Genomic DNA, 13,925 nt, shown 5'->3' on the forward strand with positions numbered 1-13,925 from the left:
GGCACTGCGGGCTTGAGGCGGCAAGAGCAAAGGCTAAATTACCACCCATGACGTCGCCACCTATATCCGAGTTGACAGACCGCGCCCGCGAGATTTTCCGTCGGGTGGTTGAAGGATATATCGACAGCGGGCAGCCGGTAGGGTCGAAGACTCTGGCTGGTGACGGAGCGCTCAACCTTTCGCCGGCTTCGATCCGTTCGGTGCTGGCAGACCTCGAAGGCTTGGGCCTTCTCGCAGCACCGCACACCAGCGCCGGCCGTTTGCCCACCGATGCGGGGCTCCGCATCTTTGTCGACGGGATGATGCAGGTGGCCGAGCCGACTGATGACGAGCGCGCGCAGATCGAGGCGAGGCTTGGCGAGAGCGGGCCGGTTGAGCAGGCTTTGCAACGCGCGAGTTCGATTCTGTCAGATCTCTCAGGCGCGGCGGGCATGGTAATGGTGCCCACGCGCGAGCAACGTCTGGCGCAGTTCAATCTTGTCGATCTGGGTCAGGGTAGGGCGCTGGCCGTTCTGGTTGGCGAGGATGGCGGTGTCGAAAACCGCGTGATCGAGTTGGGACCAAGCGCAGCGACCACCGCCTTCGATCAGGCGAGCAATTACATCACAGCCCGATTGTCAGGTCGCACTCTGGCGGAGGCGGTGCTTGCGGTCGAGAAAGAGATTAAAACCGGGAAGACGCAGCTCGATGACGCGAGCCGCGATCTTGTCGAACGGGGCCTTGCGGTTTGGAGCGAGGACGCGGATGCACGCCCCGTCTTGATTGTCCGGGGTGCGGCCAATCTCCTCGACGAGACTGCAGTGGGCGATATCGAGCGGGTGCGTTCGCTGCTTGAAGACCTTGAGGACAAGCAATCCGTTGCCTCATTGCTTGAAAGTGCGCGGGAGGCGGATGCAACACGCATCTTTATCGGGAGCGAGAACCGGCTGTTCGGTCTCTCGGGATCAAGCGTCATTGCCTCGCCATATCGCGATCGCGAGGGCAGAGTTATCGGCGTGCTCGGCGTAATCGGCCCCACGCGGTTGAATTATGCTCGCGTTGTTCCCATGGTTGATCTAACGGCCCGTTCACTGGGCAAATTGATCGCTTGAACAACATTCCAAGCTGGAAACTTTAAAGATGAATGAGAACGACAAACCGCGCGATGAAGCGGTTGAAAAAGAACTGGATGGCGTGCCGGAGGAATTCCTGGACAAAGGGGATGACGCGGAGGCTGCGGATGACGTGAATGAGGCATTGGAAATTCTCAAGAACGATCTGGAAACCGCGAAACAGGATGTGCTCTACGCACAGGCCGAGACGCAAAACGTCCGCCGCCGCTTGGAAAAGGACATTCAGGACGCGCGCAATTATGCCGCGACGGGCTTCGCACGCGATATCCTAAGCGTTTGGGACAACCTCTCGCGCGCGGTTGAGGCTATCCCCGATAGCTTGCGCGAAGACGAGAAGATGAAAGGCCTCGTGGTCGGCATCGAAGCGACCCAGCGTGAGCTGGAAAAGGTCTTCAAGCAGAACGGCATCGAGCGTGTTGCAGCCAAAGGCATGCCGCTCGACCCGAACCAACATCAGGCGATGATTGAAATTCCATCAGCTGACGAAGAACCCGGCACAATCATGCAGGAAATGCAGTCAGGCTGGATGATCAAAGATCGCTTGCTGCGTCCTGCTATGGTGGGTGTGGCGAAGAAGCCCGATTAATCGGACTACAAATCGAAGAAAAGGCCGGGGTGCTTGTGAGCGCCCCGGCCTTTCTTGTTTTTACGAGATTGCTTGATCGCGGTTTTCGTCGCGGTGCTTCTTCAGGTACCGCATGAAAGGTGTGCCGCCAGTGCCGACATCGGGATCATTGCCCGCAATCGATCCTGCCTGTTTGTTGATATAGCTCGCCGCATATTCGAGATGACGCGTGCGAAAGCGAGTGGTCTGCTCGAGGCATGCGTTGAACGCAGCTTTCAGGTCTTTGCTATCACTCGCCGCCACATAGCTGCGCAGGCGCGATTGAACCGCAACATCTTCGATGAATCTCCGATGCATCACCGGACGGTATGCGTGCAACTCATCGAGGAAGTTCTTGAGCGGGTCGTCTGAATGGTGAACCTGGAACAGCGCATCCATCGCCGGAACGATGCTTGATTGCGAACCGGTCTGACCTCGGAAAGCCTGCGGTTTGCCGTCAAACTTCTCGACCCCTTGGTAGATCAGTCCACCATCGAGGGCTGGGTTGTTCGCCCAGCCATGGATGTACGGACGCACCCGGTGGAAATAGACGTACGGATCGCAACGTTCCGGCATTCGGTCGAAATGCGCGTAGATCCGTTCCCACGCAGCGTGCATTTCCAAAAGCAGATGCTCGGCATCCGCTGGATCGCCATTCTCGTTCGAGATCGTGACCAGCTTTGCTGCGTTATCGAGCAGCACGCCCGCTTCCGCTTCGATTGCGACGTGGACCAGCACAAACCAGTTCTCGTCATCGCCGCCTGCGAAGTTTTGGACCATGTAGATGTTGTCGAGCGACACTGGCTGCGACTTGTCTATGCGCGCCCAGTTATCGAGCACATAACCAGAATAGGGAAGCAGCGGCGCCTGATCGAGTCGCTCGCCTAGTGCTGCAATCGGTCGGGCGAGGTTCCTCGGAAGGTGCGGGGGAGGGGTGTCTTCGCCCCAGACATAGGCCTGAACCAGAAAGCTGTAATGCACCATGGCGGTGCGGACTTGCTCTTCGGGTGCGTCTTTGACCCAGTCTTCGATCTGCGGATCGGGCAATTGGTCCAGCCAACGCCTTACCTGTCCTGAAGTCAGCAGGCCCGAGAGGTTCCGGGCGGCTTCAACCACTTCATCAAACTGGCTTGGAAGCGTGATTTCGTCGATTTCGTATTGCGATAGATAGCCGCGCTCACGCGTCAGGCCGTAGTCCTTGATCTCCATTGTAATGACTCTGTGCCAAGCGCGGGTTTGGCCGCTTGGACAGTCAAGACGGTATCAAGTGAAACCAGTTTACTCAAGATCACCCAAATTCGGGGAGTGGACTTTCCTTCAAGTCCTTGATCAATTGAGCATTGATGATCGCTTTGTTGCCCGCGAAAGCGCCCATGTTGAGCGATTTCATATGCGTGATGACGCCTTTTACGGTTTCATCCAGCGCTTCAGGTGCAACCACTCGATCGAAGTAACCGACTTCCTTGGCACGGACCGGGTCGAACAATTCGCCGGTCGCGATGGCTTTGCGACCTGCTGGAGCAAGCTTCGCCATACCAAGAATGGTGGCATAGAGCGGCAGCACCATGCCAATGGCGCTTTCATTCATTCCGGTAACAAAGTCACCTTCAATGCCGATCGCATGATCTGCGGCGAGCATCAGAAATGCGCCGCCGGGATAGGCATGGCCTTCGCACACAGTAACGATTGGAGCCGGGTGACTAAGGATCGCGATGAGGTTGTCTTTGCCTGCCTGCAATTGCGCGGTGGCGGATTCAGCTCCCGCTGAGAAACCCTTGAAGTCGAAACCGGCGGAGAAGATGCCCGGCTTACCTTTGATGATAACCGGCGCTTGATCCTTTTTTGCCTCGGCCAGCGCGGCCATCATCGCATCGAGGAATGGCTTGTTCAGCGCGTTCACCTTGCCATCATCCATCGCAATGATGTGGACGCCGTCTTCCTGGGTGTGGGTGATCATGATGAAATTGTCCTCTCGAATCCGCTCTCACCGAGGCGTCTATCCGAGGATTTGGCAGCGCATCAATCACAAAGTTTGCCTGCCGCTACGGCGCGCTGCGGCAACTCGTGCATTTGATTAGAGAGTGGCTCCGGGAAACCGCACAAGCATGTCGTAGGCACTCTTGTCGGCCACGCCAGCGACCAGATATCCGTGGCGCATCCAAAAGGCATGTTTGATGATCTCTGCCTGCTGTTCGATGCCATAGGCGCTGAACGGTTGGCCCGGTTTCAGAGCATAATCATAGCGGCAGAATGGATGCCGGTTGAGCACAAGGTACCAGCTGCCGCGGGTCTGTGTTTGCCAGACATGGGCCAGCTCATGAATCAAATGCCCTTGCTTGAGCACGTTCTCTTGCGAGAAATCATCGCAATAGGATGCGCCATGCGGGTGGAAGTGGATATTGCCACGCGGTGCCATCGTGATGTTGCGCGGTTGAAACGGGAACCACTTCCGTCGCTTGATCAGAACCTTCTCGTAATCAATCGCATCACCGAACACGCCGCGCGCGACGGCAATTTCTCCCGGCGTTAAATGCCGCTCACCGCCCACGGGACAGGCCGGGACGGATTTTGCGGCATCTGACGCGCCGGAGATGTTACTCAGCGTTCTTCACCGGCTTCTTGAACCGTTGCTTCGAAGTCGTGCGTGCGCGCGCCTGCCAGTCGGAGCGACGCTTTAACCGTGTCTCCGGCTTTCCAGTCGGCAGACGGCTCAAACACCATGATGTGGTTTTCACCCGGAACGAATGAGAGCTTGTCGCCATTTTTCATCGCGATCGGGTTGGCCTTGTTCATTTCCATCTTGCCGGCCCATTCCATAGTTGCATGGATCTCGGCTTCTTTCGCTCCTTCGACCTCTGCGCCGCTCAATGCGATGGGTTTGTCGGCTGAATAGGCAACGTCGAGATAGATCGCCGCCGGATTTCCTTCGACAGCGGCGAGAACCAGTTTGGCATTGGTTACTTCAAGGCCCGGAATAACGCCTGCCTCATTTTGCTGTCCGTAAGTCGTTTCAACGGGTTCTTCACCGCAAGCAGCCAGAGCGGTGGTTGCGGCCAGCGCCGCGATCATGGTCAGTTTACGCAATTGATATCCCCTTATGCGTCCCGATCCGGGAAATTTGCCCGGAGTTTGGATGGTTTGCAAACTAGTAAGGACAATCTCTTGTGCCAAGCAAAACCGCACCTATATCCGCCGTGTAACAGAGCCGCCAAAGTGCTTTGCCTGCCAGAACCTCGGGATGGTTCCGGGGAAGGGGAGTGCCACAGCGCGGTGTCCAACAAACGCCAATGGATGGGAATACAATGGGTAAAGTAATCGGTATCGACCTCGGCACGACCAACTCGTGCGTTGCTGTCATGGATGGCGGCAAGCCCAAGGTTATCGAAAACTCAGAAGGCGCGCGCACCACGCCGTCTATCGTTGCTTTCACGAAAGAGAGCGAACGTCTTATCGGTCAGCCGGCCAAACGTCAGGCTGTGACCAACCCGGACAACACCCTGTTTGCTATCAAACGTCTGATCGGTCGCCGGTTTGATGATCCGACCACCAAGAAAGACATGGACATCGTCCCTTACAACATCGTCAATGGCAAAAACGGCGATGCGTGGGTCGAAGCAGGTGGCGAGCAATATTCGCCCTCACAGATTTCCGCTTTCATCCTGCAGAAGATGAAAGAAACCGCCGAGAGCTATCTTGGTGAAACCGTCACGCAGGCCGTGATTACCGTCCCCGCATACTTCAACGATGCTCAGCGTCAGGCCACGAAAGACGCCGGCCAGATCGCTGGTCTTGAGGTGCTGCGCATCATCAACGAGCCGACAGCGGCTGCGCTTGCCTATGGCATGGACAAAGACGACGGTAAGACCATCGCAGTCTATGACCTTGGCGGCGGTACGTTTGACGTTTCGATCCTTGAGATCGGTGACGGTGTCTTTGAAGTGAAGTCGACCAACGGCGACACGTTCCTTGGCGGTGAAGACTTCGACAACGCGATCGTTGAATGGCTCGCTGACCAGTTCAAAAAGAAAGAGAACATGGATCTGCGCAAGGACAAACTTGCGCTCCAGCGTCTCAAAGAATCGGCTGAAAAGGCGAAGATCGAGCTTTCGAGCTCGGCCACGACCGAAATCAACCTGCCGTTTATCACTGCTCGCATGGAAGACGGTTCGACCACGCCGTTGCACCTCGTCGAGACGATCACGCGTGCTGACCTTGAAAAACTCGTGGGCAAGCTTGTCGATCGCACGCTTGATCCTTGTAAGAAGGCCTTGGCTGACGCGGGTGTTTCAAAGGACGACATCGACGAGGTGATCCTGGTCGGCGGTATGACCCGCATGCCCAAGGTTCGCGAAGTGGTTGAGAAGTTCTTCGAGGCCAAGCCGCACACCGGTGTTAACCCGGATGAAGTGGTTGCCATGGGCGCCGCCATTCAGGCCGGCGTCCTTCAGGGCGACGTGAAAGACGTTCTGCTGCTGGACGTAACCCCGCTGTCGCTGGGTATCGAGACACTTGGCGGTGTCTTCACCCGCATGATCGATCGCAACACGACGATCCCGACCAAAAAGACGCAGACTTACTCAACCGCCGAAGACAACCAGAACGCTGTGACGATCAAGGTTTTCCAGGGCGAACGCGAGATGGCAGCAGATAACAAACTGCTGGGTAATTTCGACCTTGTCGGCATTCCACCCGCACCGCGCGGTGTGCCGCAAGTTGAAGTGACTTTCGACATCGACGCCAACGGCATCGTCTCGGTCAGCGCCAAGGATAAGGGCACTGGCAAAGAGCAGACGATCAAGATTCAGGCATCGGGCGGTCTGTCCGATGGCGACATCGATCAGATGGTTCAGGATGCCGAAAAGTTCGCTGAAGAAGACAAGAAGCGGCGTGCCGCTGCCGAAGCGCGCAACCAGGCCGACAGCCTTGTCCACGCAACCGAGAAGCAGCTTGAAGAGCATGGTGATAAGATCGACGCCGACACCAAGACTGCCGTTGAGGAAGCGCTTGCCGCGACCAAGACCGCGCTTGAAGGTGACGACGCCGAGGAAATCGGTGCAAAGGCTCAGGCTTTGACCGAAGCGGCCATGAAAATGGGTCAGCAGATCTACGAACAAGAGCAAGCTGCCGGTGCCGAAGGTGCCGCGAGCGATGGTCCGGCTGAAGAAGCTGCACCAGAGGAAGACGTTGTCGACGCCGAATTCTCCGAAGTCGACGAAGACAACAAGGCTGAGTAATCGGTCCGTGCAATCACCCCGTCACCCTTGCTGCTTTGTGAGGGTGACGGCGATGATTGAGAGGTAGCGATAATGGCCACCACCCAATCCTATTACGAAACGCTCAGCGTAACGCGCGATGCCGATGGCGCGGCGATCAAGAGCGCATATCGCAAGCTCGCGATGAAGTATCACCCGGACCGCAATCCGGGTGACGCTGAAGCTGAAGCGAACTTCAAGGCCTGCAATGAGGCCTACGAGGTCCTCAAGGACCCGCAGAAGCGCGCGGCATATGACCGCTATGGCCACGAAGCCTTCACTCAAGGCATGAGCGGCAGCGGTGGCGGCGGCTTTGGCGGTGGTCAGGGCGACTTCGCTGACATTGGCGACATCTTTGAGACGATCTTCGGCAGCGCCTTTGGTGGAGGCGGTCGTGGCGGCCAGCAACAGAACCGTCGCGGCGCAGACCTGCGTTACGACATGCAGATCACGCTGGAAGAAGCGTTTCACGGCAAAACGACCGAGATCGAGATCGAAGTTTCGCAAAGCTGCGAAACGTGTGACGGAACTGGTGCAACACCGGGTACGGGTGAGCGTCAGTGCAACCTGTGTCATGGACGGGGCGCTGTTCGTGCAAAGCAGGGCCTATTCGTGGTCGAACGTCCATGCCCGACCTGCAGCGGCCGCGGTGTGGTGATCGAAGATCCATGCACCAATTGCCGCGGCGAGGGCCGCGAAGATCGTGCACAAGTCCTTGAAGTGGATGTCCCTCCCGGCGTCGATACCGGCACTCGCATCCGCCTGTCCGGTAAAGGTGAAGCGGGGATGCGTGGGGCTCCGTCAGGCGACCTCTACATCTTTGTTCACGTGAAACCGCACAACGTATTCGAGCGTGAAGGCACCACATTGGCCACCCGCGTTCCAGTCAGCTTCACGACTGCTGCCCTTGGCGGCAGCATCGACATTCCCGATCTCGATGGCAGCACCAACACTGTCGATATTCCGGTCGGTATCCAGTCAGGCAAGCAACTGCGCGTACGCGGGGCGGGTATGCCCGTTCTACAGGGGCGCGGGCGCGGCGATCTGGTCGTGGAAATCGCGGTCGAAACACCGACAAAGCTGTCCAAGGAACAGAAGGAGCTGCTCAAGCAGTTCCGCGAGACCGAAACGGGTGAAGAGTGCCCGGAGAGCCGCAGCTTCTTTTCAAAACTGAAAGAAGCGTTCGGAGCATAGGCTCGACAGACATGCCTTCCTCTCCTAATCCTTCGCGCAGGAACAGGAGAGACCCCCATGAATAGACTTCTCGCGCTTGGTATCGCTTTGGGAGCCATCGGCGTACTACCTACGGCCATCACACCTGCTCAAGCGCAGGGTGGTGAAATCCGGACAGAGAAGGTCGCAGATGGGGTCGCGGTTCTGTTCGGACGCGGAGGCAATATCGGTGTCAGCTATGGCGAAGACGCCACGATCATCATCGATGACCAGTTTGCGCCCATGACTCCGCAGATTGAGGCTGCAGTCGATGCTCTAAATGCCAACCCGATCAAGTATGTCGTGAACACTCACTGGCATTTCGATCACACCGGCGGGAACGAGAATTTCGGCAAGTCCGGCGCGACCATATTCGCGCATCACAATGTGCGTGTGAGGATGGCGAAGGGCGGATCCATTCTTGGCAACCCCATTCCGCCTGCATCGAAAGCGGCATTGCCAGTTGTCACCTACGATCAGGGCATGCGCTTTCACGTCAATGGCGACACAATCAACTTGATGTATGTTGGCGGTGGCCACACAGATGGTGACAGCGTGGTGATGTGGGAGAAGGCCAATGTCGTCCACATGGGCGATCTCTACATCACGATCAAAAGCTTCCCCTTCGTCGATCTTGATTCGGGGGGGACGTCTACAACCTGATGCGGACGCTTGATCTAGTGCTGACGCAGATCGACGACGAGACGAAGGTGATCCCGGGCCATGGCGCGATGTCCGATAAGGCTGAGCTGGCCGCCTTTCGCGCAGTGATTGGTCAGGCGGTTGGGCGGGTTGAGGCGCTCCACAAAGAAGGCAAGACACTGGACGAAGCTGTTGCCGCCAAACCGCTTGCAGACTTCAACCGGGAAGGCGGGTTTATCAGCGGGGATTCCTTTGTGAAGGCGATCTGGGGCAGTATGGAAAAGTGATCTCTGGCCTCAGTTGAAGCGGTCCTGAATCTCTGACTTCAATTGTTCCAGAAGCTCTTTTTGGCATCGCCCAGCCTTCATCTCGTCTTCGATGATCGCGAAGAATGCTGCGCGCTTTGCGTTGCGGATATCCTCCTTCGCGACGCCACTTTCGACTGTCGAAGTCACAAAATCGACCATCCTTTCGGCGCCGTGCAAGCGGCCCCAAATGTAGTCATTTTCGCGATAGGCTCGGCTGAAGAATGCGCCGAAGTTGTAGAACTCGGTGCCTCTCAGCGTCGCACTTGTGCCGCCCTCTCGGATTGAACGGGCGTCTTCGGGTGAAATGCGGTCCACTTTGACAGGGTTGTATTCGCCGAGCCCATCGCGCTGCAACAAGGGCAGCGTCGCCACGTCGAAAAATGGAAAGCCCAGATAAGTCAGGAGCATACGCCGCTTGAGATTCTTGGGCATTGCCTCAAGAGCTTCTGTCAGCATTTCTTCTGCCCTCGCATCGGTTTCTGGCAGCAATCGGTGGATGGAAAGATAGTCCAGCACTGCCCCGGGGTCCTTCATCGCATTGGCAGCAATGGACTTGAATTCGCTGCCAAGCGTGGCGGCATCATCTGCGCCGAAATACACCGCCAAAATGTCATAGATCCGCTCTCGTGCCAGATCGAGCGCATCATCCGGTATCTCCGCATCGACCTCCCAATCGCGCGAAAGGCGCTGCGCAAGCAACTGCAGGCGGCGAATGCGGTAGCCCACATCGTGGGCACGGAAAAACGCGATGGTTTCCGGTTTTGTGACCCCATCGGGACCGACAAGTTCGCCGAGATCTCTGCGATCCAGCTCCTGCCGCAACGCATGGGCTATCATCGTCGCGTCGGCACTTGATCGTTCAGGTGCGGCAGCCTTCGTGATGACAGAGAGCCGCTCGATAATGGCGCTCAATTTGGTCTGCGCGTAGGCATTGAAGGCGTAGCCCGATTGGTCGATCGCTGCCTGCTGAGACTTTGCACGCCAACTGGTCAACCGCTTTTGAGTGGGACGGTTGAGGAAGAACGTCATCCCGAACAGCTTCTCAACCGTGCGGTCGATATCGGGGCGCATGCCCATAATGATGCTGCGCAGCTTTTGTGAATTGCGCGATTGCTCTTCAATTCGTTCCAGATTGTCGCGGATTGGCTGGCGGCGAGGAATGGACGAGAGCGAGCCCAGGATTGTGCCAAAAAAGCCGATGGGTTCATCTGGATTCGCGATAGGGGCGTTTCGGCTGTCTGGCCGCGGATCAATGTACACGAAACGGCGATCAACTTCGCGTTGGGCGGGGCGTCCTCGCAACGCTTTAAGTGCGGCACCAAACGGTGCATTCACGAGAACAGCTCCATCGATCAGAGCAACATCGGCAAGCGTGCCGTCGCGCACATGACCAGGCATGATGCGTGAAAGGAAACTGCCGCGCGATCGCCATGGGTGTTTCTTGGTTTCTGAGAGCCGGTCAATCTCATCAATCGCAAGCGGCGGGAAAGCGCCCGGAAAGCTGGCCGTGGCGCGTGCCGCCAATACCAGTTCGAGCGGGTCACCGAGCTTCCCTTTGCCAGACGCACCGATGTGATCGGAGAAGCTGATTGGCAGCCGGTGTTCTGTCTCATGCACGATAGAGGGCGAATGCAAACGAAGGACCTCAACGTGACCGCGATAGTCGGTTGCGCTGACGAACAGGTCTATCGGATGGCCATCGGGCAGTAGCGGCTGACCCTCTGCTTCGGCGGCCATATTCTCCAGTGCTTCGTAGAGCATTCCTGAGAAACGATCACCGGAAAACGGTGGCTTGAACCATCTACCACGAACAAGCCGCGAGACCTTTCGTCGGACTTCGGCACGCGTTTCGGGCGCTACGCTTTCACCAACCCCGCTTCCCGGCCGCTTCAACACCCAGTCCGCAAGCGGCTGTGCCCAGATTTTGGCGTAGCGCCACACAGGCTCTGCATCGGGATCGGTCAGTTCGCTGACGTCCGCATTGTGCAGCCAGAGATCGGTTAGGGTGTCGAGCGAGTGGCCGGAGTGAAGAGCTTGAGCCAAGAAGATCGCATTGATCCCGCCTGCACTGGCCCCGGTCAGAATGTCGGGCAGAACCCTCAGGCGGAGACTGTGCGTTTCCTCGATTTCAGCGATCAGATCGAAATAGACTTTGGCGACGCCATCGACGCCGGATTTATCCGCTTCGTGATAGGCACGGCTCGCGCGGGCAAGGTGCCAAAGCTCTTTAGTGACGCCATGCATATATACGGCAAGGCTAACCCCGCCGTAGCAAACCAAAGCAATGCGCAGTTCCTTCTGCCTCATGATTCTGGCTGATGGCGTGGATATCGCGCGAAGGCAATTGCGTTCTTCAAATGTTCTGGTTATTGCGCGGTCATGGCCAAGCCCAAAAAACGCTATGTTTGCCAGTCCTGTGGCGCGGTTTCGACCCGTTGGCAGGGGCAGTGTGCCGATTGCGGTGAGTGGAACACCATCGTCGAAGATGCACCGGCAACCGTATTCTCGCAGAAACATGATTTGTCTAAGGGCGGGAGAGGGATCGAATTTGTCCCACTGAACAAGCCGACCGAGTTGCCGGTGCGCAAATCGACGGGCTTGGCGGAGTTTGACCGTGCGTTGGGCGGTGGCCTTGTTCCCGGCTCTGCGGTGCTGATGGGGGGTGATCCGGGCATCGGTAAATCGACACTCCTTCTGCAAACAGCGGCGACCATCGCGCGTGGTGGGAATGACGTGGTCTATGTCAGCGGAGAAGAGGCTGCGGGACAGGTTCGTTTGCGGGCCTCGCGTCTCGGCATTGCGGATGCGCCCATCCGGCTCGCCTCGGAAACCTCGGTGCGCGATATTCTGACGACGCTGGGGCAGGGTGAACCACCGGCTTTGCTGGTGATCGATTCGATCCAGACGATGCACTCCGACACAATCGAAGGCGCGCCTGGCACAGTCAGTCAGGTGCGAGGCTGCGCGCTGGAGCTTATCCGCTTCGCCAAGGAGCACGGCACATCGCTCGTTCTGGTCGGGCATGTGACCAAGGACGGCAATATCGCCGGCCCACGTGTGCTTGAGCATATGGTGGATGTCGTGATGAGCTTCGAAGGCGAGCGCAGCCATCAATATCGCATTCTGCGCGCGCTTAAGAACCGGTTCGGTGCGGTCGATGAGATCGGCGTGTTTGCGATGGCGACCGAGGGTCTCGAGGAGGTTGGTAACCCGTCCTCTCTGTTCCTTTCGGGACGTGATCAGCCATTGGCGGGCAGCGCGGTCTTCCCTGCGCTCGAAGGAACACGGCCCGTCCTTGTAGAAATTCAAGCTTTGATCGTTCGCCTGCAATCCGGTGCTACTCCGCGCCGTGCTGTGGTCGGATGGGACAACGGACGTTTGGCCATGCTCTTGGCCGTGCTGGAGTCCCGCTGCGGCCTGAATTTTAGCTCAGCCGAAGTGTATCTCAACATCGCTGGCGGATACCGCCTTTCAGACCCGGCGGCTGATTTGGCTGTTGCAGGCGCGCTCGTTTCCGCGCTTGCGGATCGACCACTGCCAGACAAATCGGTTCTGTTTGGCGAGGTTTCACTGGCTGGTGAAATCCGTCCCGTGGCGCATTCAGATCTGCGCCTTCGTGAGGCGGCTAAGCTAGGTTTCCAGAAGGGCTACGGACCATCCGGTGCTAAGACCGGTTCGTCGAAGCTTGATTACCGGGGATTGGGACAACTCGCCAATCTCGTTGACCATGTGATGGGCAGCGCATAATTCAATCGGACTATGTTGTTCGACATTCTTGTTTTGTTGGTTGTCGGGGTCGCGGCTGTAGGCGGCTTCATGCGCGGTTTGGTGCAGGAAGTCTTGTCGCTCGCCGCTTGGATCCTTGCAGCATTCTCGGTCTACTATCTCCACGGCCCCCTGACGGACGCGTTGCGCGGGTGGTATGACGCGGAGCCAGCGACCCCCATTCTCGCCTTTGCTCTGCTGTTGTTGATTCCCTACGCCGCCATGCGCGTTATCTCGAGTAATGCAGGCGAGGCCTCTCGCAATTCCATCCTTGGCCCGATTGATAGAGTGCTGGGCTTTGGGTTCGGCACCATTAAGGGGACGCTCGTCGTCGTGTTCGCTTTTTCTGTCATCGTGCTCGGTTTCGACAGTGTTTGGGGATACAAAGGGCGCCCGGGTTGGATCACCACGGCGCGCACTTATCCGGCTGCGGACGCGTTTTCGCGCCAGTTGGTGCGGATGATTGCCGAACGGCGCGAACAGGTCTTGGGCGAAGAGCAGGACGCACCTGACGACGAAACGGTCGAGGAATGAGCGTTGACGCGCAGAGCTCCTCCAAGCTCTACTCGCCTCGAATGCTGATGCTGTCTGCTCGGCTCGCAGACTTTCCTCTGTCGGCCAGTTTTTCACATAATGCTTCGGCTCGCTCGAAAACCTGTGGCAGCACCATCACGATAGGAATGGATGTGGACCCGGCAGGGCATGTCCAAGGGATCGGCATGCAGGTCACGGCTTGCGCGGTTGGGCAAAGCTCAGCTGCCATCTTGGCCGACGCGGCTTCGGGCACTAGTCAGGAGGCGATCATCGCTGCCAAAGCGCAGATTGAGCGGTGGCTGGAGGATGACGGGGGCGAACCCGATTGGCCTGAATTTGATGCGCTCTTACCTGTCAAAGACCATCCCGGTCGCCATGGTGCATTATTGCTGCCGTGGACTGCTGCAATCGAGGCGCTTTCATCCTCTGCAAGCACGGGCTAGACCCTTACAGCATGCACCGTAACTAGCGGGCGAATGACGCAGGGGTATTTGGG

General features: G+C 57.6%; 14 protein-coding genes. 9 read left to right on the forward strand and 5 right to left on the reverse strand.

Annotation, left to right across the window (positions count from 1 at the left end; translation table 11 throughout):
• Window positions 1–47 precede the first annotated feature (47 nt).
• A complete protein-coding gene (gene hrcA, locus AC0V6K_RS14040; RefSeq protein ID WP_472623281.1) occupies window positions 48–1,091 on the forward strand; it encodes a heat-inducible transcriptional repressor HrcA in 1,044 nt (347 codons plus the stop codon).
• Window positions 1,092–1,119: 28 nt separating this feature from the next.
• A complete protein-coding gene (locus AC0V6K_RS14045) occupies window positions 1,120–1,698 on the forward strand; it encodes a nucleotide exchange factor GrpE (protein WP_472623283.1) in 579 nt (192 codons plus the stop codon).
• A 60-nt stretch (window positions 1,699–1,758) separates the two neighbouring features.
• Here AC0V6K_RS14045 and AC0V6K_RS14050 read toward each other — a convergent pair whose 3' ends face one another.
• The 4 genes from AC0V6K_RS14050 to AC0V6K_RS14065 all read right to left on the reverse strand — a co-directional run bounded on the left by AC0V6K_RS14050 (window position 1,759) and on the right by AC0V6K_RS14065 (window position 4,800).
• Window positions 1,759–2,925: a PrnB family protein gene (locus AC0V6K_RS14050; RefSeq protein ID WP_472623285.1), complete on the reverse strand. Its 1,167-nt coding sequence runs from the start codon at window positions 2,923–2,925 to the stop codon at window positions 1,759–1,761.
• Between the two features lie 79 nt (window positions 2,926–3,004).
• Entirely contained in the window at window positions 3,005–3,673 is a 669-nt protein-coding gene (locus AC0V6K_RS14055; RefSeq protein WP_472623287.1) for a crotonase/enoyl-CoA hydratase family protein, read from the reverse strand.
• 117 nt (window positions 3,674–3,790) lie between these two features.
• Window positions 3,791–4,264, reverse strand: coding sequence for a vgr related protein (locus AC0V6K_RS14060; protein ID WP_472623289.1), 474 nt, complete (start codon window positions 4,262–4,264; stop codon window positions 3,791–3,793).
• Window positions 4,265–4,314: 50 nt separating this feature from the next.
• Entirely contained in the window at window positions 4,315–4,800 is a 486-nt protein-coding gene (locus AC0V6K_RS14065) for a copper chaperone PCu(A)C (protein ID WP_472623291.1), read from the reverse strand.
• Between the two features lie 218 nt (window positions 4,801–5,018).
• On the opposite strand from AC0V6K_RS14065, the gene dnaK reads away from it, so the two are divergent.
• From dnaK to AC0V6K_RS14085, 4 genes are all read left to right on the forward strand, one after another.
• The gene (gene dnaK, locus AC0V6K_RS14070) at window positions 5,019–6,950 is read left to right on the forward strand and encodes a molecular chaperone DnaK (RefSeq protein ID WP_472623293.1); all 1,932 of its coding nucleotides are present in this window, start codon (window positions 5,019–5,021) and stop codon (window positions 6,948–6,950) included.
• A 72-nt stretch (window positions 6,951–7,022) separates the two neighbouring features.
• Complete coding sequence (gene dnaJ / locus AC0V6K_RS14075) at window positions 7,023–8,162, forward strand: molecular chaperone DnaJ (RefSeq protein ID WP_472623295.1); 1,140 nt, start codon at window positions 7,023–7,025, stop codon at window positions 8,160–8,162.
• A gap of 57 nt (window positions 8,163–8,219) precedes the next feature.
• Complete coding sequence (locus tag AC0V6K_RS14080; RefSeq protein WP_472623297.1) at window positions 8,220–8,843, forward strand: MBL fold metallo-hydrolase; 624 nt, start codon at window positions 8,220–8,222, stop codon at window positions 8,841–8,843.
• On the forward strand, window positions 8,843–9,109 hold the full coding sequence (locus AC0V6K_RS14085) for a hypothetical protein (RefSeq protein ID WP_472623299.1): 267 nt from the start codon (window positions 8,843–8,845) through the stop codon (window positions 9,107–9,109). Before AC0V6K_RS14080 ends, AC0V6K_RS14085 begins: the two co-directional genes overlap by 1 nt.
• Before the next feature lie 9 nt (window positions 9,110–9,118).
• Here AC0V6K_RS14085 and AC0V6K_RS14090 read toward each other — a convergent pair whose 3' ends face one another.
• Window positions 9,119–11,437: a patatin-like protein gene (locus AC0V6K_RS14090; protein ID WP_472623301.1), complete on the reverse strand. Its 2,319-nt coding sequence runs from the start codon at window positions 11,435–11,437 to the stop codon at window positions 9,119–9,121.
• Between the two features lie 72 nt (window positions 11,438–11,509).
• On the opposite strand from AC0V6K_RS14090, the gene radA reads away from it, so the two are divergent.
• From radA to AC0V6K_RS14105, 3 genes are all read left to right on the forward strand, one after another.
• Window positions 11,510–12,877, forward strand: a complete 1,368-nt coding sequence (radA, locus tag AC0V6K_RS14095; protein WP_472623303.1) for a DNA repair protein RadA — start codon at window positions 11,510–11,512, stop codon at window positions 12,875–12,877.
• A 12-nt stretch (window positions 12,878–12,889) separates the two neighbouring features.
• Complete coding sequence (locus AC0V6K_RS14100; protein ID WP_472623305.1) at window positions 12,890–13,429, forward strand: CvpA family protein; 540 nt, start codon at window positions 12,890–12,892, stop codon at window positions 13,427–13,429.
• A 146-nt stretch (window positions 13,430–13,575) separates the two neighbouring features.
• On the forward strand, window positions 13,576–13,872 hold the full coding sequence (locus tag AC0V6K_RS14105) for a hypothetical protein (protein WP_486172674.1): 297 nt from the start codon (window positions 13,576–13,578) through the stop codon (window positions 13,870–13,872).
• Window positions 13,873–13,925 lie beyond the last annotated feature (53 nt).

This window comes from Erythrobacter sp. S43 (genome assembly GCF_057364955.1).